The organism is Paenibacillus sp. fava2 (assembly GCF_058313675.1).
The window spans coordinates 941,820-964,836 of the sequence record NZ_CM177755.1; the positions used below are offsets into that span (position 1 = coordinate 941,820).

Here is a 23,017-nt window from a genome sequence, read left to right on the forward strand (position 1 = left end):
GGAGTGCGGAAGAAGCAATACTATTCAGAGAGCGGGAAGGTGACCTATGTTTTTTACAAAAAAATGGATCAAGCTGTTATGCTGCGCGCTGCTGCTGGTTCCCCTGCTGCCTGCCGGAAAACCGGCAGAAGCCAGCGGCGGAAGCTGGAGCGAACATGCAGATATAAGCTGGTATGAAACGAATTATTCTACGTATATCATCGATTCAGCGGCCAAGCTGGCGGGAGTCGCCAAACTGGTCAATGACGGAACTACCGATTTCAGCGGCAAAACACTGCAAATTGCAGTCTCCAGTTCCCTGTCACTTGCTGACTACGAATGGATGCCGATTGGTACCGGCGAGCATCCATTCAGAGGAATTCTTATCGGTCAGGCCGGGCATAGCCCGGATCTGACGGGTCTGAGAGTGACGGACAGTGTGTATGGAGGGCTGATCGGCCGCATGAGCGGAGCCACGGTCGGCCGGTTTACACTGTCGGGCAGCATTCAGACTACCGTCTCCGGCGATGCAGCCGTGGGCGGAGTTGCCGGTTACATGGATGAAGACAGCACAATCCTTGATGTGACCAGCGATGTTTCTATACAGGTCACTGGAACAGTCACCGGCAATGTGTATGCCGGCGGGATCGTCGGCAGCGGCTCGGGTATGCTGTCTGGTGTGGCCAATCATGGCAGTGTCGTGCTCAGCGGTTCTTATTTGGGCATAGCCGGAGGCGTTGCAGCTTCAACCAACGGCAGTCTGACACTGAAGAAGAGCGAGAACACCGGTCCCGTAAGCATTACGGGCACTGTCTACAAAGCCGATGCGGGCGGTATCGTCGGCTTGGCATCTGCGCCGGTATTCATGGCAGAAGAAGAGACCTTCATGCGCAACAGCGGACGGATTACGCTAACGGATATCGGGAGCGGTTCTGCCGGCGGTATTATGGGCCGGGTGGGAGCGGATGCCCTCGTCACCTTCTCCACTCAGACTTCGAACTCCGGAGAGATTCATGTGAATTCCGGTACCGCGACTGCAGGCGTATCCGCCGGAGGTCTGGTTGGTGCGTATGAAAATTCCGGGGGACTGAATGTATCCATCCCCTTTGTGCAGACAGCCCCTGCCATAGTCAATAAGGCAGGCCAGCGGACATACACCGGCAGCATTGCCGGCAGTGTGGCGGGCGATTTCACCTGGGGGACCAGTGTGCTTAACAACACGCCTGTGACTGCCGTCGGCTCGTCGGAGGTGTACACCGGATCTATAGCCGGCAAGGTGGATGGCATCACTGCGTTCCAGGAAGGCGCCAGGAATCGGGCGGCGATTCAGGTCGAAGCTTCCGGCAATGGTGTGTATACCGGAGGCTTGGTTGGCTTCGCAGGCCAACGGCTTTTGTTCCACAGCAATACCGCTGAAGCGTATGGCAATAGCGGAGGGATTACCGTAACCGGCACGGCATCCGATGTGCACACTGGCGGTATAATCGGAAATCGCAATTATCACAAGGCGGCGGGCAATATCTACAGCGAAGGAGATATTGAGGTTACGGGAGCCAGCAGACTGTATACCGGAGGTTTTGTCGGAAATGCATTGGATGGCGACTCGGGAATAGCAGGCGAATCCTATGGCGGCAACATTACTGTGACTTCCAGCGATTCCGGCGCTGACAGCCAGGTGTACACCGGCGGCATTATAGGGTACTACGGGCTGGGCGGCGTGATCGAAAATACTGTATTCACCGGTGGGATTAAGGTAGCCGGAGGCAACGGCGTACATACCGGCGGCGTGGCCGGCTATATGACAGGAGGCGGCATGATCGCCGGTGCGGAAGTTGGCGGCACAGCGAAGGCCCCGGCTCTGATCCAGTCGAGCGGCAATGCCGGCGGCGTGACAGGGTATGCGGACGGTATCATTCAGTCTGCAGCAGTTAAGTATGCAGAGGTTAGCATCTCGGGAACTGGCGGGACAGCGGGCGGTATCGCAGGCTCGGCTCTCGGGAGAATCACTGATGCGGTAATAGGCAACGCCAGTTCTGAGGGGACTGACAGTCTGCATATTTTCACCGAAGCTGCCGACTCAGCGGCGGGCGGCCTCGTTGGCGAAGACCGGGGCACCTTGGTGCTGGGGAAGGCATCTGTTAACAGAATCAGCCTGTCGGCAGGCCCGCAAGCGATCCGTTCCAGACTGGGCGGTCTGGCGGGCAAGATCTCTTCCCAAGCCACGGCAAGTGTGCACGGAATACCCATCGTGGTGCGGAGTATCACGATTGCTTCAGCTGCCGCAAGCAATGCAATCGGTGGTGTAATCGGGGAGGGCGGCATGGAGCTTGATTCGGATACCCTGCAGGCGGTATCCGGGATTACAATCGACGCTCAGGGCGACCATTCAGACCTTGGAGGGATTGTGGGCAGCAACAGCGGCCGCCTGACAGGATTGACAGCGATGGATTTAAGCATCAAGGCCCTTGGCAGCGACAATCGGATAGGCGGTTTGGCCGGATTCACGTCCGGTGCCATAAGCAACCCAATCGTCGCTCCGGGCGATGGCCAATTGCGGCTGGCCGCAGAAGGTGCAGACACCGCTGTGGGCGGGGTGGCCGGAGCAGTAAGCGCCGGGGCTGCTGTAAGCGGGAATGGAACAGACAGTAATGTATCCGGTCTGACGGTCAGTTCCGTGAAATCGGCCAGCGGTGCACGAATAGGCGGAATTGTTGGGGAAAGCAATGCTTCCCCGATCCGCCGGGTGGTTGTGGAGAATCCGGTGCTGAATGCACCGGGTGAAGGCAGCAGGATCGGTGGTCTGGTCGGCCAGATTACCGGCGCGGAAATCGAACAATCATTTGTTAAAGGGGTTCTCCCAGACTATGCCCTGCTCAATGTGTCCGGTAACGGAGTCCAAGCCGGAGGCTTGGCCGGACGGGCAGAAAATGCGGTTCTCACGGGCAGCGGCGCGGCGGCTCCAGCAGCCGAAAATGTTCTACTAACCGGGACGGAAACGGCAACCGGGCTTTATGCAGGCGGCATTGTGGGCTACAACGTCGCTAGTACGATCGCACAGATGTCCGGTTCTACGGTCAAGCTTGCATTAAAAGGGGCCGGAACGATCGCAGGCGGCGTGGCCGGCTATAACCGTGGAGTTGCCGGTTACAGTGATTCGGGAGCTTCCAGAGTGCTGAAGGATAACCTGATGAGTGCGCTGTCGATGGTTTTGTCGGCTTCAGCCTCTTCCTCTATTACTGGTGGCCTGGTAGGCTTGAATGATGTCAGAGGAGATGAAGATACTGCAGCCGCTGTGGCAGCTTCTAGCAGCTCAATTCAGGACAGTAAGCTGAGCGGGAGCATCACAGTACACGGAGCTTCTTCGGTAACCGGCGGTCTGGTCGGCGAGAACCGGAGTTTCATTGCAAAGAACAGCATGGGCGGCCAGCTTCCCGTTCTGTCTGACGGAGGCAACGGCCTGATTGGCGGGCTCATCGGAAGAAACACAGGAACGATCTATTACATGTCCTCGAATACGGTCCTATCGTCCGGCGGCATGTCTAATGTTATCGGAGGCTTGATCGGCGAGAATACTGGCCGAGTCATCTCCTCCTATATTGAAGCTGATCTGAAAACTGATCTTGCCGGTACAGCGGGCAGCTACGCCATTCTGGGCGGTCTGATTGGCAGAAACAGCGGAAGTGTAGAGAAGAGCTTTACCATGTCAAAAGTAACAGGAAATGGGGCCTATACCTATGTAGGCGGCCTGATTGGCGATCATTCGGGCTCCATCGTCGATTCTTACGCAGGCAAGGATGTATCAGCCAGCGGAAAGGGCTCGTACAGCGGCGGTCTGATCGGACGGATAACGACGGGAACGGTAGCAAGCAGCTACTCTGCTGGCCGGATTACCGGAGACAAAGGCGCGTATTCCGGCGGCTTTGCGGGATACTACGCCAGCACAGACAAGAAGCTCATCGATGATACCTATTATGTTAAGGATGAAAGCTTGTCGATTAACAGCGGAGTCTTGGATTTTGGCGGCGGGACCTTCAATGAGCTGAACAATTATGCGCGTCTGAGTCCGATTCTTTCCTCGGCGCTCGCCGACCGTAAAGCATTTCCGGCGTTGTCCGGCTGGACGTTCGGCAGTTCACCATGGCGGTATAGCTTAGCTAGTGCCAATTACAAGTACCCGGAGCTGAGCCTGAGCGCTGACGCTGGTGATGAAGGCAATGATTCTGCCAGCATGAATTTGAACTGGTATACACAGAATCCTAATGCACTGCGGTTTAGCATCAAGTCGGGGGATGACCTAACGGGTCTGGCGGCGATTGTAAACGGTAAGGCAGCAGGAGTCGAAACGTTTAATTTCATCGGCAGAACGATAGAAGTGACGGGACCGATTAGTATTAGGGCCTCACGTTGGACGCCTATCGGGGCGGATGTCAATCATGCCTTTGAAGGAACCTTTAACGGCAATCAGTACTTGATCAGTGATTTCAAGGTAACAAAAGGGGAATATGCTGGGCTATTCGGTGTCATCGGCAGCGAAGCTGTAGTCCGTCAGGTTTCTGTAGCGCCCCTGTCGCTAGCCGGCAGCAGCTATGCCGGAGCTTTGACGGGATTGAATCTGGGGAAAGTCGAACAGGCAGAAGGAAGCTTGTCAGGCGGCGCCGAGATTAATGGCGGAAAGGCAACGGGAGGTCTTATCGGAGGCAATGAAGGCCAGGTCTCCGGCTTATCGATGTCAGTCAGCGGAGGAAGCAAGGTGTCGAGCGATGAGGACGGGGCTTATGTTGGGGGGCTGATCGGCGATAACCTTTCAGGCCTGGACCACGGCAGCCTCATATTGGCAGCAGGAAAAATTGAAGCCGCAGGTGACAACGCGGCTGTAGGCGGTCTGGCAGGAAGAATGAAAGGTGACCTGACTGAGGGGTCTCTTCTCATGCAGGATGGAGGGGGTATCGTAGCAACTGGCCAAAACAGCCTAGCTGGCGGTTTGGCTGGTGCGGCAGAATCAGGAACGGCCGATGGCCTCAGCGTTAACTTGGCTGGCGAAGGTGTGCAGGCCCTTGCTGCGGGTTCCATTGCCGGAGGGGTATTCGGACGCTCTGGAACAGGACAGGTGATTCGTAATGCCAAAGTGCAAGGTGACCAGGCTCCCGGAGCAATCATCGCTGCAAGTGCGGCAGCCGGTGGTATCGTTGGTGCTAAAGCCGGTCTTGGCGGCAACACATTTGAAATAGAGAATACTGAGGTCCTGGGTGTGACGATAGCGTCTGCGGATGAAGGCGGTATTGTGGGCGGTATTGCCGGCAAGCTGGCCGATGCTGCACTGAAGGAGGCTGTATTCAGCGGAACCCTACTGGCAACAGGCAATGGAGCTATAGCTGGGGGGATCGCCGGCCAGGTGAGGGACTCTATTCTGTACAAGCTGGAATCTTCTCCGCAGATTAAAGTCAGCGCCTCGTCTGGTGTACTTGCAGCCGGTGGTGTTGCCGGAACGATAGAATCTTCGAAGAGAGACACTACTCTGGATTTCGGACTGCTGGTGCCGCTGTACCCGGGGGTATATGAAGCGGAGCTTCCTGCAGGTACAATCTCTATCGACGCGACGGGTCAGACAGCACAGCTGTATGCCGGAGGTATTGCCGGGAAGCTGGATTCTGTCTCCTTGTATAATTCCTCCTCCTCAGTTTCGCTTGAGCTGAGCGGAGCGAGGACGGCCACGGCTGGCGGGGCAGTAGGCTATGTCAAGGACAGCCGTCTGGCCGGAATTGAGACCGAAAGCCTCATCCAGGCTGAGGGAAACACAAACTACAATGTAGGGGGCCTGGCGGGACAGTCGTCTGGTGGCAGTATTTCCTATGCCCATGCAAAAGCGGCAGATAACAAGCCGATCGTTATTGGAGAGAGCGTTGCAATCGGGAGAACGGAAGCAGATGCCCATATCGGCGGGTTCATTGGGCTGGCTGATGGTACGGATATTTATGCCTCCTCGGCCAATCCGGATATTCGGATGGATAGTGCTAATCCGTATACCACTATCTACGCCGGCGGCTTCGCCGGTCTCTTGGGAGAGAGCGTAAGCGGAACAATTTCATTGGCATACGCCTCAGGCGGGGTTACTGTGAGCGGAGCGGCAGGGGTTTACACCGGCGGCTTCGCCGGCACGGTCAATCAGTATCGCATTAAGCAGGCCTATGCCTCGGGGGATGTATCGAGCACGGGCTTTGATGCCAGAGGCGGCGGTTTCGCAGGCGTTATTTATCAAAGAAGCGAAATTGAAGATGCCTATGCTGCCCAGGAAGAGGTCACTGTTGCCGGGAGCAATGGGGCAACCCGTTCCTACGCCGGCGGCTTCGCTGGATATAACGACGGCAGCCTGGCACGGGTGTATGAGCGGGTGTCCGTAGTTTCAGCTATGGCGGGCGGCTCCAACTCCTATATGGGAGCTTTTATCGGCTATCATTACCGGAACGGATTAATAGAGAATTCTTATTATGAAGGAAGTCTTTCCCCTATCGGGCATGATACAAGCAACGAGGGGCAGGGCAGCCAACTGAAGCAATTATCGCTTGCCGGATATAACCAGCCGGAGGGCTGGAATTTCTCGGGCAATAAGCCGATATGGGGCTTTGCTGATGGAGTACAGCCCTATGCTCCGGTATTGATGAATATGTCAGACTGGCGTTTCTCGCCAGACCTGCATGTACTTACCCAGGCAGGGAAGAATCAGACTGCATTCACGGCGGGCACTGCCAGGGAGCTTGCGGGACTTGCACTGCTGAATGATGAGGGCGATACAGTGTATGCGCTGTTTGATCCGGCTGCAGAAGCACCGCCCGAAATCAGCAGCATCACACTGACAGGGGATATTTCGCTGGCCGGTAAGCCATGGCTGCCTATAGCGAGCTTTGAAGGTGTGCTGGATGGCAGAGAGCATACCCTCTCCGGATTGAATTATCATTCTGAATCATTCGATCACCCTGGTCTAATCGCTGAAAATTACGGCACTATCAAGAGTTTGAAGCTGAGGGATGTTGCCATATCCGGAGTGAACAGTGCAGGTGCAGCTGCAGGCGTGAACCATTCGGAGGGAATCATTAAGAATGTGAGCGTAAGCGGCGGAAGCGTATCGGCTGGGATGGCCGGTGGCGTAGCCGGTGACAATCAGGGCTTGCTTACCAGTGTAATGGCAGAGAACCTGAAGGTTGCGGGCGTAGTGTATGCCGGCGGGGCCGCCGGCAGCAACAACGGCCAGATCGAAGCAGCTGCTGTAAAGGGCCTGACAAAGATCACTTCCCCTTCTGTGGCGGGGGGCATTGCGGGGCTCAACGAGGGAAGCGTTGAGTCATCCTATACAAGAGCCGTCGTCACTGCTTCCGATCCTGAAGAAACCAGTATTGCAGGTGGTATTGCCGGTCAGAACGGAGCTGAAGGCTCTATTAGAGAGAGCTTCTCTTATTCCGATGTAGCCGCGACAGCGAAGCACGCAAGCTCGGGGGGCATCGCCGGGGCCAGCTCGGGTATCATTACCGAAAGCTATAACACAGGAACCATAGAAGCTGCCGGTAACGACATCGCCCGGGCGGGAGGCATCGCGGGCTATGCAGAGGCAGGGACGATCTCCGATTCTGTGAATGGTGGACAAATTGCGGCTAGTATCAACGGCCAGTTGGTCAAGGGCAGAACTTTAGCCGGAGGTGTCACCGGACAGACCGGCACTGCTATTATTTTGCTCCACAATATCTTTGATGCACAGATGCTTCAGATCCCGGCAGCCTATTACACGTCGGAGGGAAGCAAAGTAACCGGAGTTAAGGGGCAAGCGGAAGGATTAGGCACCTCACAGCTGACGGGAGGCTCGCTGCCTGAAGGGCTGGAAGCTTCTTCCGTATGGAAGGCGGTTCGGGGGTTCTACCCACAGCTAGCATCTTTTTCCGGCTCGCTGGACAGTGACCTGTCCACCGTTGCAGTTTTACTGAAGGATGGGGATACGGCGTTTAAAGTGAGAGGAGGCTATACTACTACTCCTGACACTACGATCCATTGGACGGTTGAGGGTGAACCAGGCCCGATTAATCTGACTGCGTCGAAGGGCGGCCAGAGCCGTCATATCATTATTAACAGAACACCGCTGGCTTATGGTGAGACGGCGGCCGCGCCGACAAGCGCCACGGCCCCCGACTTCAAGGACAAGACCGAGGTGGTGCTGGTAAGCGCCGAGTCGGACGGCCAGATTCATTACACCGTTGATGGCACGGCACCTTCTGAGGTGTCCCCGGTATACACAAAACCTATTCCGCTTAGTGACTCTGCTATAGTCAAGGCGATAACGGTAGCAGAGGGTAAGAATGACAGCGGAATGCTCATTGCGGAGTTTAAGAAAATACCAGACACCGACAATGGCGGCAGTAGTGGAGATAGCGGCGGTGGCGGTGGTAGCAGCGGTGGCGGCAGCTCCGGAGGCGGAGTTAGTCCAGTGCACACAGACACTGCCACATTCGATATCCTGGTAAACGGAACAGCACGGGCGGTCGCTCAAGCCAAAGACAGCACAGAAAACGGCAGAGTAACAACAACCATTGTTGTGGATGAGGCTGCTCTTACAAAGCTGCTTCAGGAAGCTGAAGGTCCGGCTGAGATTGCGATTATCTTTAGCAAAAAGGCTGATGTGAACAAAGCAGAGCTGAGTGGAAAACTGGTCAAGCTGCTGGCGGAGCACCAGACAGTAATCCAACTGAATAATGGAACTGCAGGGTTCCGTATACCTGCTCTGCTACTGGACGTTCCTTCAGAACAGGCAGCCGTTAGTCTTGAGATTAATTCACCAGATGAGCAGGAGACAAAACTTGCCGAGCAAGCGGCTGAGGCCGGTTCGTATTCCTTCCTTACAAAGCCAGTTGTATTCCGTGCCGTGTACACGGTTGGAGATCAGAAGAAAGAGGTTGATCGATTTAACGCTTATGTGGAACGCACGATTACTTTACCGAAGACAACGAATGGATCGAAAGCAATCGGCGTGAACGTTACGGCTGAAGGAAGCATTTACCCGCTGCCAACCCGGATAAACGAAAATACCGATAGTCTGACGGCGGTTATGAAGAGTTTGTCGGGAAGCGGCATAATTGCCCTAGTCACTGCACGGCAAGATCTCTCTTTCCGAGATGTTCAATCTCATTGGGCACAGGCAGCCATCGCAGACTTGACCAGCCGCTGGATTGTGAGCGGTATAGGTGAAGGAAGCTTTGAACCGGACCGCAGCATTACCCGGGCCGAATTTTCGACCATTATTGTGAAGGCATTGGGCCTCGACGGAATTGCCGCAGAGGGGGGCAACACCTTCCGTGATGTAAGCGCCGGAGCCTGGTATGCTTCAAATGTCAAAATCGCAGCTGAGTACGGTTTGGTGTCCGGATATCCTGATGGCAGATTCGGAGCGACGGAGCCGATTACCCGTCAGCAGATGATGGTGATTCTATACAGAGCAATGCAGCTTACGGGCCTGCAGACAGAGGTGACAGAAGCCGGTAAGGAACAGCTGCTGAAGAGCTTTACTGATGCCGCAAGCATTGCCGATTATGCCAAAAACGGCTTTGCTGCAGGGATCCATGCAGGACTCGTATCCGGAAGAAGCGGTGCGAAGCTGGCTCCTGCTGATTTAACAACCAGAGCTGAGGCAGTGACCATTATTGAGAAGCTGCTAAGACTCTCAGGAATGATATAGAGATTTCTATTAATGTGCATTAGACAAAGGTTATCTGATAAACCTGTGAGTGAGTCTCTGTTAGCGGAGACTCACCGTCTTTTGTAATGAACGTAGGTTTCGGCGTAGTTGAGAGTAACAAGACGTAAGACTTGTGTACTGTCGGGTTGACCACGAAATCCGAAGTTAACCTGTGGAGTCAAATGATACAATAGCAGGAATTGGGGGCTTTTGAGGTAATGTTAAACATTGCTCAACGTTTCAATAAAATGTCACCTGAGATTGACGGACGGAGAGATAAACGGCAGCCATTGTTTGGGAAAGTATGGACAGGTGAAGAGGATATTATTCCTATGCACTACGAAATTGAATTTAAACGGCTCGAAAGAATGTATCTGAGAAAAGAACAGCTCAGCGCACTAAAGGAAAATGCTTCTGTTATTAAGAATCAAGTATCCCAGAAGCAATTGGAAGAACTTGAGAATAAGATAACCAATAGTATATCACCTATACTTAAGCTGCTGTTCGAAGCGGGCTATGGTCAGGAATTAAAAGGTAGGGGATTTTTAAAGAATTACTAATGAAGTGGATTGTAAAAAAGGCAGTGCGTTTCAATATACTTGAAGCGTGCTGCCTTTTTTGTTTGAAATTTCCTCGGGCGTTTTTTATGAGGAATCCTTCATTAATGTAAAAAAGGGGTTTATGGAGTTTAATGATCATTCTTCAGCGAAAAGTTTGAGTATCGAAGCGCTCAAGCTTGAGCTTGGCGCAGATCTCAGGGAATGAAGCAGCAAAATTAATCTTCCCTGCTTCACCAAAAAAGCCCCCGGCCGCGAGAAGCAGACGGGAGCTTAATATGGTTACACCATAGCTTAGGGAGAGCCGGACAGGCTACTCCTTGATGTACATTCTGCTGTAATACTCATCCAGCATCCGTTTGGTGGCGAACTCGGTACGGGTGGTTTCGATACTCTTGCGCATCATTTCTACCCATTTCTCACGGTTTTCGTAGAAGGTTGGCAGTACACGGTTCAGCAGAGTATCGTACAGCGCGTCACTGTCATGCTTGTCGAGCACGGCAAAGTCCGTTGTCTCGAAGCCTTCACCGATCTGCCAGCCGTTCTCCCCGTCCAGGCAGGCTTCCGGCCACCAGCCGTCGAGAATGGAGCAGTTCAGCACGCCGTTCATCGCAGCCTTCATGCCGGAGGTGCCGCTCGCTTCCAGCGGACGGCGCGGGTTGTTGAGCCAGATGTCGGAGCCGCGGGTCAGCTGTGCGCCGATGGTCATATCGTAGTTTTCCAGGAACACGACGCTCTTCGGATATTTTTTCATCATGGCGACGAGGTTGCTGACAATTTTTTTTCCGTTGTCATCCAGCGGATGGGCTTTGCCGGAGAAGACGATCTGGACTTTACCGTCCTTCAGGTAAGGCTCAATGATATCGGGCTGGGAAAAGATCAGGTCACTGCGCTTGTATGGAGCAGCCCGGCGGGAGAAGCCGATCAGCAGGTTATCAGGATTCAGGGCGATGCCGGAACGCTCTTCTATGAAGCCGATCAGCTCGTTCTTAATCTCCTTATGGGTTGCCCACAGGTCTCCGTCTTCCTCATAAGCACGCGTAATCCGCTCGTCCACCCAGGTAGGAGTGTGAATCGCATTAGTGATGCCGATGATCTGAGATCTGCCGGCCACTTCCTTCCACATCTTGTTGGCTGTCTCCGCATGCAGCTGGGCCACACCGTTAGAGATGCGGGACAAGCGCAGGCCGGCCACAGTCATATTGAACGGCTCGCCGCCGATCCGCTCCATCTGTGCACGGGTCAGGCCGTTAAAGGCGCCCATGTACTCGAGACGGTCCAGCGGATGGGTTTCGTTGCCCTCTTTTATCGGAGTATGGGTAGTAAATACCACTTCTTCGCGCGTAGCCTTCCAGGCTTCCTCAAAGGTGCTGCCTCCGGACATCTTCTCGCGGATCAGCTCGATGGCAGCCAGGGCCGCGTGACCCTCATTAAAATGATAGACGTCGATTGGAATCTCCAGCGCACGCATCGCTTTTACCCCGCCAATCCCGAGCACAATCTCCTGGGCAATCCGTTCTTCGCCGAACCAGCCGTACAGCTGGCCGGTAATCCAGGCGTCACCGTTCTCCGGAATGTCCGTATCAAGCAGATAGAGCGGGTTATTGCCGAACTTGTCTGTTTTCCAGACTTTGCAGACCACATCTACTTTTCTGACCTTTACGGTGACCTTAACGCCTGTATCTTCAAGAAAATCATAGACATAATTGTGGTAGGAGTCATAGGGATTGCCGCTGGCATCAATCTTCTGGTCGGTATAGCCCTGCTTCCATTTCAGCCCGATCGGGATGATGGGGACATCGATATCCTTTGCACCTTTGATGTAATCTCCAGCAAGAATGCCTAAGCCGCCGGCGTACATTTTGAAGTCGGAATGCAGGCCATACTCCATGCTGAAATAAGCGACAGACGGTAATTTGTTCTGGTTCACTTGATAAGCCTCCTAAATACGAATTGGATTATAATCAGGTGCTGCTGCAGGCTACATCTAAGGTGCAAACGTTTGCTCAAAATGGCAAAAACTTACCTGGAAGCGGTTGCACACTTATTCTAGCACATTTGCTGAAAAAAAGCATAGCGAAGTTTGAAAAACAATTTTGCCACGAAAAGCACACCAATAAATAAAGCAAGCTGATCTTCTGCACGGAGTAGGTATCTTTGGCTAGTGCCCAGGGAGTATAGCGGTTTCGGGACTGAGCTGAACTTCCCAAATATTCATTTTTACTTATCAGGCGGAGGACGGCGGCCGAAATAAAGGATGAAGCATATCACAACATAGGGGGAACTGAGCACATGAAAAAAATCCTAAGTATTCTGGCAAGCTGTGTTTTGGCAGTCAGCATGATGTCGGGAGCAGCACTGGCAAAATCTGAAAACGGTAACGGAAAGGGTAACGGCAACGGCAATAATAACGGTAACAGCAATAAAGAAGCCGTTGCACCTGCAGCGACCCCTGCATCAGACAAAGCGAAAGAAAAGGACAAAGAGAAGGACAAAGAGAAGGGCTATGAAAAGGTGAAAGAAAGCGTTACTTCTGTCACTTATGATACATATGGAAACAAGGGTCACAATGGATATAAGGGGCTTCTGAATGCGATCGAAAACGTGAAGGACAAGCCGGCAGGGGCTGTTATTGCGGGACTCTTGTTGACTAAATATAATACGGAGCTAACACCGCAAATGAAAGCTGAGCTGGAAGCCATTCAGGATAAGGATGCTGCGTTGACGGCATTGGCGGAAATGCTGAAACAGCAGGGAAGTGTAACGGATGCTGTGTATGTACAGAAGGAAGCTATTCTGGCTAATGTCAAGAATCTCAACTCGTACAAAAAGCTTGGCGAGCTCTATGCACAAACCGGTCAAAAAGGGATCAGGCTGTATGTTAACGGCGAAGAATCCGCCACAGAGGTTGCCCCGGTTCTCAAAGCAGGAAATACATTAGTACCGTTCAAAGCTATTGCGGAGGCCCTGCAGGCCGAGGTGATCTGGAATGCGAAGGAGCGTTCTGTCACCATGACCCGGGAAGGCACCACCGTGAAGCTGTTTATCGATAAGAAGACCGCGTATGTTAACGGTCAGGAGGTCATTCTCCAGGTAACACCTGCAATCGTTAAAGGGACTACCGTGGTGCCAGCCCGCTTTGTCAGTGAAGCCTTGAAAGCTACCGTTAAATGGGAGCCGGTATCCCAGTCTGTAGTCATCTACGAAGAGTAGTCTTTTACGTTAGAGACAGGCCAACGGAAATATAATATACATTTTAATTCGTTAAGGCACGGCAGATCCTGTCGTGTCTTTTGTTGTATAGGGAGCAAATGGAGCAAGTCTTGGTTTGATTAAATCGGGGAAATCCGAGTAAGATAGAAAGTAACTATTAAGGATGGTGAAAAAATTGGGAATCGTAATAATCGGCAGCCTGAATATGGATATGGTGGTGCGCACAAGCCGGGCTCCTGAGGCCGGAGAGACCTTGTTTGGACAGGCATTTGCCTTATCTCCCGGGGGAAAAGGGGCGAATCAGGCAGCAGCCGCAGCCCGTCTTGGCGCAGAAGTGACAATGATCGGCAGAGTGGGCAAGGATGGCTTCGGCCGTGAAATGCTTGAGGTGATGCGGCAGGAGGGGGTCCATACCGGGTATATCGGGCAGAGTGAGACACAGGCTACAGGTGTGGCTTCCATCGTGGTGGACGGAGAAGGAGAGAACCGGATTATCGTGGTGCCCGGGGCGAATCTCGAAATGGGGCGCGAGGATATCGCAGCACTGGAACCGGTTATCCGCCAGGCGGAAATGGTGGTAATGCAGCTGGAGACAGACCTCTCCATGTGTGAGCAGGCTGCGTCTATGGCTCGTAGTCATGGCATTCCGGTGATTTTGAACCCGGCCCCGGCCCGCGTGCTTACTGATGAATTGCTACAGCATGTGGCTTACCTGACTCCCAATGAAACGGAGGCGGGCATCCTGGCGGGAATGGCCGTGAACAGCATCGCGGATGCCGAGCAGGCTGCACAGCTTCTGCTGCAGAAAGGTGTAGCGAATGTTATCGTTACGCTCGGCTCCAAAGGAGCACTGATTGTGAATCATGCCGGAAGCCAGCACATCCCGGGGTTTCCTGTGCAAGCGGTCGACACGGTAGCTGCCGGGGATTCTTTTAACGGAGCGCTGGCTTGTCAGCTGACCTCCGGGAAGACGCTTCCTGAGGCCGTGCGTTTCGCCAATGCAGTCGGGGCTCTGGCGGTAGGCAAGCAGGGGGCAATTCCATCACTGCCGCAGCTGGCGGAGGTCGAACAGTTCCTTAAGGAATCGGCTAGAGCGTAAATTTAAATAAGCATATTTCAGATACATAAGGAGCTGAGCATGGTGAGCGGCACTGTAACGGTTAAAGAGGTAACGCTAGGCGAGGGGATGCCTAAAATCTGTGTACCGCTGGTTAGCGGGACCTTGGCTGAGCTGGAAAAAGAGGCCGGTGCGCTGAAGGCTCTCGCACCGGATGTAGTGGAGTGGCGGAGCGATTTTTTTGCTGAAGTGGAAGATATCGCGGCGGTTAGAGTAGCACTGGAGCGGATTCAGGACATACTGCCTGACCTTCCGCTGATCTTCACCTTCCGCAGCGCCAGAGAGGGCGGGGAGAAGGAGATTTCCACGGACTATTATATTCAGCTCAATAAGGCTGCCGCCGAGAGCGGCCTGGTCGATATTATTGATGTGGAATTGTTCAACGAGGAGAATATCGTTCGTGATTTAATTGCGGCTGCGCACGCCAGCGGCGTATTCGTAATCCTGTCCAATCATGATTTTCAGGGAACACCGTCCGAAGAGGAGATTGTATCCCGGCTGTGCAGGGCACAGGAGCTGGGTGGCGATCTGCCGAAGATTGCCGTTATGCCGGGCAGCCCGGGGGATGTGCTGACGCTGCTGGCGGCAACCCATAGGATGCAGGAGCAGTATGCCGACCGTCCGATTATTACAATGTCCATGGCCGGGGAAGGGGTAATAAGCCGCCTGGCCGGAGAAATCTTCGGCTCGGCGCTGACCTTTGGTGCAGCACACAAGCCCTCGGCTCCGGGCCAGGTGGCGGTAACCGAGCTGCGCAGTGTGCTGGAGCTGCTGCACCGCAGTCTATGATCCGCGGGCATTGAGGCAAACGAGGAAGCGTAGACAGCTCCGTCAGTTGGAGCTGTCTTTTTGCTGATCCTGCACTGTGATTCCCCGTGAATGAAAGACGTCTTTAGCCACAAAGGTTGCATTCAGCACACGCGGAAATCCGGTATAGGGCGCGCAATGCAGGATGGCTTCCACGATTTGCTTTGGGGTGAGTCCTACATTAAGCGCGGCATTGATGTGAACGTTAAGCTGCGGCTCGCAGCCGCCCAGAGTGGTGAGTGAGGAGATAGTGATAAGCTGGCGCTGCCGCAAATCCAGCCCGTCGCGGGTGTAAATATCCCCAAAAGCAAACTCGATAACAAATTGCCCCAGATCGGGAGAGATGTCTTTCAGCGATTCAATGACTTTGGCTCCCCCGGTGCCATCCACCTCCATCAGCTTCTCCCACCCGCGTTCGTAACGTCCTGCAGTCATAAGTTAACCCTCCACTTGAGTGAATTATTGTTCCTGATCCAAGCGTACAGTTTAGAGCGCGCTCTAATGCAACTGTTTATTTGTTGTGGTAAAATACAGCCATGGACAAGCTGCTTACGATTCAGGAAATGTCCCGCCTAACGGGACTCTCCGCACATACTTTGCGTTATTACGAGAAAGAAGGAATGCTGGAGGGCGTGGCGCGGAGTGAACAGGGATACCGTGTTTATTCAGAGGCAGATGTATCATGGGTACAATTTCTGGTGATCCTGCGGGAGCTGGATATTCCGATCCGCGAGATGAAGCGCTATTCCAGTCTGCGCAGCCAAGGACCTTCTACTGTGCATGAGCGCAGGCTTATGCTGGAAGCCCACCAGCTCAGGGTTGAGCAGCAGATGCTTAAGCTCGGTGAGAATCTGGAGAAGATTTCCGGCAAAATTCAGTACTACAAAGAGATGGAGGAAGACATCGGATTGGATCTGCAATGAGCGGCAGCGAATATACGCTGCCGCTCATTTATTGTGTGCACAGGATGCAGGTGAATTTGAAACTGCAGCCTCATATGCCCTACAATGGAGGCATTCGTATGAAGCAGATATATACCAACAGCTTACGGCTTACGCCGGAAAAGGAGGCAGGAATGCCCATGACGGAATCCATTCTGGTTGTTGAGGATGAGGAGAAAATCGCCCGTCTGCTGCAGATTGAGCTGGAATGCGAGGGGTATCAGGTATCCATTGCCGGCAGCGGCCCCGGCGGGCTTGAAATGTACCAGGAGCAGCAGCCCGGGCTCCTGCTTCTGGATGTGATGCTGCCCGGCTTCAGCGGAATTGAGCTGCTGCGGCGCATCCGGGCCAGTGATGCCCATACTCCAGTTCTGCTGCTGACCGCCAAAAGCTCGGTTGAAGATAAGGTCTCCGGGCTTGATCTGGGCGCGAACGATTATATTACAAAGCCCTTCCAGATCGAGGAGGTGCTGGCGCGTGTACGGGCTGCACTCAGACTGGCGGCGAGCCGCAGGACAGCGGAAACAGACAGGAAGCCGGACACCTGGCTGCGGGCAGAGGATCTGGAGCTGAATGAGGCCACCCGTGAGGTGATCCGCGCAGGCCGGAGCATTGAGCTGACCCCGCGGGAGTTCGACCTGCTCGTATACCTGCTGAAGAACAAGCGCCAGGTACTGAACAGGGAGCAGATCATGTCCGCCGTCTGGGGCTATGATTATTACGGTGACACCAATGTGGTGGATGTCTATATCCGCTATGTCCGTAAAAAGATTGCGCTGGATAATGAGAGCGAGCTTATCCATACGGTACGGGGCATCGGCTATGTACTGAAGGATGCCCCATGAAGCTGCGCAGTAAAATTTATCTGTACTCCAGCGTGCTGTTCGCCGTCCTTCTGATCATTATTAATCTGTTTATCTATGCGGTGTTCAGCCGGCTGCTGACCGAGAATGAGCTGGATCAGGCCGGGGCAGAGACAGCCAAAATCGCCGCCGATATGCGCAGGGCCGCCGGGGAGGTGCCTCCGGCTGAGCTTCTCCGTGCTTATGTCCCGGTTGAGGGAATGCTCCGGCTGCTGTCCGGGGGCGGGAGCGGACCGGCTCCTGTAACCTCGGCCTCGGAACAGGAGCTTAGCCGGCTGAAGCCGGTATACCATCAGGAGAGGCAGACCCGTATGCTCAGCTTGGAAGGGCACTCCTATGCCTTTGTATCTGTTCCGGTCATCTGGAATGACGGAATGGTAATGAATGTGCAGATGACGAAAAGTATGGAGAGCACGATGAATACGCTCGGGGTGCTGCGGATTGTGCTTGCCGGAGCAACAGCTGTTGCGCTGATTCCGCTGCTGCTCTCCAGCCGGCTGCTGTCCGGGCTGATTATGCGGCCGATTGTCCAGATGACCGCCACGATGCGGGAGATCAAGGACAGCGGGAAATTCCGGCGGCTGACGCTGCAGGATGGTGCCAAGGATGAACTGGTGGAGATGGGACATACCTTCAACGGGATGATTGCACTCCTGGAGAGCAATTATCTCAAACAGGAGAAGTTTGTGTCCGACGCCTCGCATGAGCTACGCACACCGCTTACTGTCATTGAGAGCTATGCCAGTCTGCTGAAGCGCAGAGGACTTGCTCATCCTGAGCTGTTCAATGAATCGGTTGAGGCGATCCATTCCGAGGCAGTCCGGATGAAGGAGCTGACAGAGCAGCTGCTGCTGCTGGCGAAGCATCAGGAGCAGTGGGTACTCTCCATGAAGCTTATGGATCTGGGGGAACTGGCTGGTGCTTCGGCCAAGGCTTTTTACAAAGCGTATGGAAGGGATGTTCTTGTCCGCTCGCAGGGGACAGTCCAGGGATACACCGATGAAGCCAAGCTGCGGCAGCTGCTGTTTATTTTTCTGGATAATGCCCGTAAATACAGTGATGAAGCCATCAGCATTAGTCTTGAGGCTGCCAGCAGTGAGAGCATTATCGTCATTACCGACCGGGGAATCGGAATTTCTCCGGACGAGCTGCCCAAAATATTTGACCGCTTTTACCGGGTGGATACGGCAAGAAGCCGGCAGGGCGGCGGGGCAGGCCTGGGCCTGTCGCTCGCTGCCGAGATAGCCGGGGCAATCGGTGCGGAGCTGTCCATGGACAGTGCTCCCGGCCGGGGAACCTCGGTCACCATCCGGATTGCCGCTGAGAGCAGGGGGAGAACATGAGCAGACCGCGAATAAACCTGAACCTTCAATACAAAACAATACTGATTGCCGCTGCCGTCCTCCTGCTGGCGATAGCCTGCCTATGGTTTTTCCGGAAAGAAACAGGCCCGCTGCTCAGCAGGGAAGAGGCAGAACAGGCACTGCTGCAGGAGTATCCTGGAAGTATAGCGTACCTGAGCCAGCATTCCGGTAACTATATGGCTGAGCTGCAGACTGCTCAGGGACTGTACGAGGTTAAGCTGGACGGTGCTACCGGCGAGATCATCTCCATAGTGCAGCTTAAGGCGGTTCCTACACCTGCACCTACGCCTACACCGGAAATCCAGCCAGCTCCCGATGCTTCAGGAGCTCCCGTGGTCTCAGCCACACCGCCGGGAGGAGCAGCTTCGGCCACTCCTCCCGCGCCCTCACCATCCCCGCTGCAGCGGGTAGTGTCCGAAGCCGAGGCTGTAAAGCTGGCCCTGCAAGAAGTGCCGGGGGAGGCAGATGATGTGGATACCGGAATCAATGAAGCCGGGGCCTTTTACCTGGTGGAGATTAAAACGCCTGATGACCGTGAGGCGGTAGTACAGGTTGATGCGATATCGGGAAATATCCGTTCTGTAACCTGGGAAGAGCCGGATGATGATAATGAATGAGTAAGAAATGAAGTATTTTCTCATCGATTTCTAATCTTGCTGCTGCTGACCTCTCATGTTGAAGCCTTATATTAAATACATGAGCAGGCCAGATTATAACCAGGAGGCGGAAAAAGATGAAGAAACAATTACTCAGCAGTGTAGCAGCAGCGGCGATCATTCTCGGGGGTGCTTACGGCATCAATGAAATCCGGAGCGGGACGGCAGAAGCGGCACCAGCGGTACAGCAGACTCAGAGCAAAACGCTGATCGGTGTGGCCAAAGCGGAGGAGATTGCCCTGAAGGCGGCGCCGGGTCAGGTGGAGAGCATTGATCTGGAGAAGAAGCTAAGCGGTACTTATTACGACATCGATATTCAGCAGAAAAACCAGGAGATAGATGTCCGGGTTGATGCTTATAGCGGTAAAGTTCTGAGTGTGCGAAAAGAAACCGACAACGATGACGACGATGATCACTACACATCCACGGCATCAGGTGCAGCGCTGATCACTGCAGCCAAGGCGGCAGAGGCGGCAACAGCCAAAGTCGCGGGAAAGGTAACGGATGTAGACCTTGACCGGGATGACGGAACGGCTGTCTATGAGGTGGAGATCAGAAACGGACGGACATCGACGGAAGTCGGCGTTGATGCCTATACAGGCAAGGTACTGTACACGGATGTAGATTCCGATGATGACGATAACGATGGTTATGATGATTAAATCAGCAAAAAGAGAGGCAGCCGGAAACCGGCTGCCTCTTTCATGCGCGTTTATACAACTTGGCTGAATCTGCTCAGCGGCAATCCTATTGCTTCGCTCCCGTATAGACATGCACGGCATCCCGCAGAAAGGCGGCCATACCGGGGCGGCGCTTGTCATAATAAGCGGTGAAGCGCTCATCATCCACATACATTTGCGCTAATCCGGCATGTGCTTCCTTGGTATAGGTATCCCAGGAGAAGCCGAGCCACTGGCGGTGCAGATCGGCAGCCTTTTGCGCCAGCTGACTTGCTGAATCGCCTTCCTCCATCGCCTGCTCGAGTGCGGCAAATATGTCCTCCTCCAGCTGCTGGCAGGCGGCATACTGCTCCTCTGTCATATTTCTCAGCTTGTGGTTCGACTTCTCGACAGCCTCCTCACCGTACTTCTCGCGGATCTCCTGTCCGTATTTCTGCTCGTTATCCTCAATCAGCTTCTGCTTAAAGCCTGCAAATTTCTCTTCATTGCTCATGGTTATTCTCCCTTCGGACTGGGCCAGTGTTTGCTCGACGTTTGCGATCAGCTCATCCAGCTGTTTCCGGCGCTGAAGCAGCTGCTCATGGTGTTCCCGCAATGCCCGGGCGCCGTCAAAGGACGGTGAGGTCACGATGTCCCGGATTGCCTCCAGTGTAAGGCCAAGCTCGCGGTAAAAAAGAATCTGCTGCAGCAGATTGACCTCCGCCTGGCCGTAAATGCGGTATCCCGAGGAATTGATTCTCGCCGGCCTCAGAAGACCAAACTCATCGTAATAACGCAATGTCCGCGGACTGATGCCCGCCAGCGCCCCCAGCTTCTGCACGGTATATTCCATGTACGCCACCTCCTTGGTTCATTCACCGGATGTTCGTGCATTACGTCTGTAAGCTCCTGCTTACAAAACCAACTGTACACCTTGACGTAACGGCAATGTCAAACGCTAATTTTAGCGTAACCGGAGAGCAAAACAGTCATACAAAAAGCGGCAATCTCCCACAGGAAGCCCTTATGGAAAATTGCCGCAGCCGCAGATAGCCTTATTATTTTTTGCCGAGCTGGGCTGTAAAGTACGCCTGCAGCTCCGCGACCTTCCGCGGATCAGCCAAAGCGCCCTCGCCCTTGAAGTAATGCTCGGCTACCAGCTCCCAGGTAGGTACGATTTTTTGGGAGGTCATCGCTTTGATCGCGATTTTGACCGTTTTGCGTTCTCTGGCGTTGGAGAAGGTATCCACAAAATGCTGGGACCGTGAGAAGTCCAGCTCTTCGAATACCGCACGGAAAATCTCCGCTGTCATCCGCGCATCGTCAAGCGCCCGGTGGGCAGAGCCGGAAGGCTCAAGGCCGAGCAGCGCCATCGCGCCTTCCACACTGATATCGTTGGTAAGTCCGCGGGCGCGCAGCAGCCCTTTCAGCAGATCGAAATAAGTGGCCTCCATCCAGTAGGACTCGTCCATTTTGTGCATACGCACGTCCTGAATGATCCGCTTCATGTCCTCGCCGCCCCAGGTCAGCAGCAGCACACCGTCAGGGCTCTGATCAAGCCAGCTCCGGAAAGCGGTGATGACTTTGGGGAACCGGGCGGCAACATCGATGTCCTCTTGCGGGATGCCGGTTTTTTTCTTAATGAACGAATTGAGGGTAGAGAAATATATAGGCTTGATTAAGGCGGTAAATTCATCCTTAAACTGCAGTGAAGCGTCTAACCGGACAGCTCCAATCTCAATGACCTCCATAGGATGCTCGCTGGCAAATTTACGGCCGTTGAATTCGATGTCCAGAATAATATAATCCACAGGTAATGCCTCCGTTTTCGTTGACTGGCGCTTGTAATGAAGAAGAATGCGCCGACCTTTCTATTTTAGCAAAAAATGCAGGTAAAAGGGAGAACCCGCGTGGAACACCCGCCGTACAGCAGGAGAGGGCAGCGGGGTAAGAGAAATGTAGAACAGAAGAAATGGAACGGAAGGGGGCTTAGGGGATGTTACCGGGAGCTATATACTGGATCGGCGGCTCAGCTTGTGCAGGCAAAAGTACGCTTGCGGGGATGTATGCGAAAAAGTACGGTTTACAGCTGTATGCCTGTGATGAGCATTTTGATCAGCATCTGCAGCGGATTACGGCAGAGCGGCAGCCGGCACTGAGCAGAGTCAGCGGTCTTACGATGAATGAGGTTTTTTTGACGAGGGAGGTACAGGAGCAGCTGGATACGTATATTGAATGCTTTCAGGAGGACTTCCCTTTTGTGCTGGATGATCTGGCCTGTATGGGAAAAGAAGCCGTTGTAGTTGAGGGGAATCAGCTGCTGCCTGCTCTGGTTGCGCCTTTGCTGAGGGACACAGACCGGGCCATATGGGCCATACCGGCCGAACAATTCCAACTGGAGCACTATAGCAAGCGGACATGGATTCAGGGTATTCTGCAAAGGACGGAAAAACCGGAACAGGCGTTCTGTAATTGGATGAAGCGGGATGCTTTATTCGCGGAAAAAGTGAAGCACGAAGCCGTCCGGCTAAAGCTGCCTCTTATGGAGGTGGACGGAAGTACGTCTTTGCAGGAAAATTTTGAGCGGATGGAGCGTTATTTCGGTTCATGAACAGCCCTGAGTCCGGGTAGCGCTGGTTAAATTTGGGTAATGAATGAAGATGCTCTGTTTATTGGTTAGCGGAGCGTCTGCTTACGAACAGGGGAGGGATGCATATGCTGCTGTATGTCACTGTGAAAAGCGTAGGAAAACGCAAGCCGGTGCTTGGACGCCGTGAATTGGTCCTTGAAGAGACCCCGGGCAATCTGGAGGAGCTGATTACAGCCGTTGTGGCTCTGCAGGTGAAGGAGCTTACGGATAAGCAGGGGCGCGGCGAGCTGATTCCTTTTTTGACGGGGGATGCCATTAACAATCAGCGGGTCAGCGGTAAAATCGGCTTCGGGACGGTCTATAATGATAATCCGCCTGAGCCAGGGACAGCGGTGGAGGCTGCGCTGCTGGCGTTTGAGGACGGGCTGTATAAGGTGTTTTTGCGTGAGGAAGCCTGTGAACGGCTGCAGGCTCCTTTGGTGCTGAATGAAGGGGATGAGCTCGTATTCATCCGGTTCACGATGCTGGCAGGAAGTCTATGGTAAAAGAGGAGGCGGAA

Annotated in this window: 16 protein-coding genes; 12 read left to right on the plus strand and 4 right to left on the minus strand. The window is 53.9% G+C overall.

The features are described from left to right. The first annotated feature begins 46 nt into the window (after positions 1-46). The gene (locus AC4G46_RS04195) at positions 47-9,691 is read left to right on the plus strand and encodes an S-layer homology domain-containing protein (RefSeq protein WP_491126816.1); all 9,645 of its coding nucleotides are present in this window, start codon (positions 47-49) and stop codon (positions 9,689-9,691) included. Positions 9,692-9,909: 218 nt separating this feature from the next. Then, positions 9,910-10,251, plus strand: a complete 342-nt coding sequence (locus tag AC4G46_RS04200) for a hypothetical protein (RefSeq protein ID WP_491126817.1) — start codon at positions 9,910-9,912, stop codon at positions 10,249-10,251. A 310-nt stretch (positions 10,252-10,561) separates the two neighbouring features. On the opposite strand, the gene glgP is transcribed toward AC4G46_RS04200, so the two are convergent. Further along, positions 10,562-12,178, minus strand: coding sequence for an alpha-glucan family phosphorylase (gene glgP, locus AC4G46_RS04205; protein ID WP_491126818.1), 1,617 nt, complete (start codon positions 12,176-12,178; stop codon positions 10,562-10,564). 362 nt (positions 12,179-12,540) lie between these two features. Between glgP and AC4G46_RS04210 the strand changes: the two genes are divergently transcribed. The 3 genes from AC4G46_RS04210 (at position 12,541) to aroD (ending at position 15,367) form a co-directional block, all read left to right on the plus strand. Then, entirely contained in the window at positions 12,541-13,461 is a 921-nt protein-coding gene (locus tag AC4G46_RS04210; protein WP_491126819.1) for a copper amine oxidase N-terminal domain-containing protein, read from the plus strand. A gap of 166 nt (positions 13,462-13,627) precedes the next feature. After that, on the plus strand, positions 13,628-14,560 hold the full coding sequence (gene rbsK / locus AC4G46_RS04215; RefSeq protein ID WP_491126820.1) for a ribokinase: 933 nt from the start codon (positions 13,628-13,630) through the stop codon (positions 14,558-14,560). A gap of 39 nt (positions 14,561-14,599) precedes the next feature. Next, positions 14,600-15,367 carry a type I 3-dehydroquinate dehydratase gene (gene aroD / locus AC4G46_RS04220; RefSeq protein WP_491126821.1) on the plus strand — a complete coding sequence of 256 codons (768 nt, stop codon included), beginning with the start codon at positions 14,600-14,602 and terminating at the stop codon, positions 15,365-15,367. A gap of 42 nt (positions 15,368-15,409) precedes the next feature. On the opposite strand, the gene AC4G46_RS04225 is transcribed toward aroD, so the two are convergent. Further along, positions 15,410-15,820: a carboxymuconolactone decarboxylase family protein gene (locus AC4G46_RS04225; protein WP_491126822.1), complete on the minus strand. Its 411-nt coding sequence runs from the start codon at positions 15,818-15,820 to the stop codon at positions 15,410-15,412. A gap of 101 nt (positions 15,821-15,921) precedes the next feature. Between AC4G46_RS04225 and AC4G46_RS04230 the strand changes: the two genes are divergently transcribed. The 5 genes from AC4G46_RS04230 to AC4G46_RS04250 all read left to right on the plus strand — a co-directional run bounded on the left by AC4G46_RS04230 (position 15,922) and on the right by AC4G46_RS04250 (position 19,871). Beyond that, positions 15,922-16,308 carry a MerR family transcriptional regulator gene (locus AC4G46_RS04230; protein ID WP_491126823.1) on the plus strand — a complete coding sequence of 129 codons (387 nt, stop codon included), beginning with the start codon at positions 15,922-15,924 and terminating at the stop codon, positions 16,306-16,308. 158 nt (positions 16,309-16,466) lie between these two features. After that, a complete protein-coding gene (locus AC4G46_RS04235) occupies positions 16,467-17,171 on the plus strand; it encodes a response regulator transcription factor (protein WP_491128783.1) in 705 nt (234 codons plus the stop codon). Next, the gene (locus AC4G46_RS04240) at positions 17,168-18,532 is read left to right on the plus strand and encodes a sensor histidine kinase (RefSeq protein WP_491126824.1); all 1,365 of its coding nucleotides are present in this window, start codon (positions 17,168-17,170) and stop codon (positions 18,530-18,532) included. The genes AC4G46_RS04235 and AC4G46_RS04240 overlap by 4 nt, the downstream gene beginning before the upstream one ends. Continuing rightward, on the plus strand, positions 18,529-19,170 hold the full coding sequence (locus AC4G46_RS04245) for a PepSY domain-containing protein (protein WP_491126825.1): 642 nt from the start codon (positions 18,529-18,531) through the stop codon (positions 19,168-19,170). The genes AC4G46_RS04240 and AC4G46_RS04245 overlap by 4 nt, the downstream gene beginning before the upstream one ends. Before the next feature lie 116 nt (positions 19,171-19,286). Continuing rightward, a complete protein-coding gene (locus tag AC4G46_RS04250; protein WP_491126826.1) occupies positions 19,287-19,871 on the plus strand; it encodes a PepSY domain-containing protein in 585 nt (194 codons plus the stop codon). Positions 19,872-19,956: 85 nt separating this feature from the next. On the opposite strand, the gene AC4G46_RS04255 is transcribed toward AC4G46_RS04250, so the two are convergent. Both AC4G46_RS04255 and AC4G46_RS04260 read right to left on the minus strand, forming a co-directional pair. Further along, positions 19,957-20,721 carry a MerR family transcriptional regulator gene (locus AC4G46_RS04255; protein WP_491126827.1) on the minus strand — a complete coding sequence of 255 codons (765 nt, stop codon included), beginning with the start codon at positions 20,719-20,721 and terminating at the stop codon, positions 19,957-19,959. 205 nt (positions 20,722-20,926) lie between these two features. Continuing rightward, the gene (locus AC4G46_RS04260) at positions 20,927-21,679 is read right to left on the minus strand and encodes a 3'-5' exonuclease (RefSeq protein WP_491126828.1); all 753 of its coding nucleotides are present in this window, start codon (positions 21,677-21,679) and stop codon (positions 20,927-20,929) included. Positions 21,680-21,864: 185 nt separating this feature from the next. Between AC4G46_RS04260 and AC4G46_RS04265 the strand changes: the two genes are divergently transcribed. Together AC4G46_RS04265 and AC4G46_RS04270 are read left to right on the plus strand one after the other, a co-directional pair. Beyond that, entirely contained in the window at positions 21,865-22,479 is a 615-nt protein-coding gene (locus AC4G46_RS04265; RefSeq protein ID WP_491126829.1) for a hypothetical protein, read from the plus strand. A 104-nt stretch (positions 22,480-22,583) separates the two neighbouring features. Next, positions 22,584-23,003, plus strand: coding sequence for a hypothetical protein (locus tag AC4G46_RS04270; RefSeq protein ID WP_491126830.1), 420 nt, complete (start codon positions 22,584-22,586; stop codon positions 23,001-23,003). Positions 23,004-23,017 lie beyond the last annotated feature (14 nt).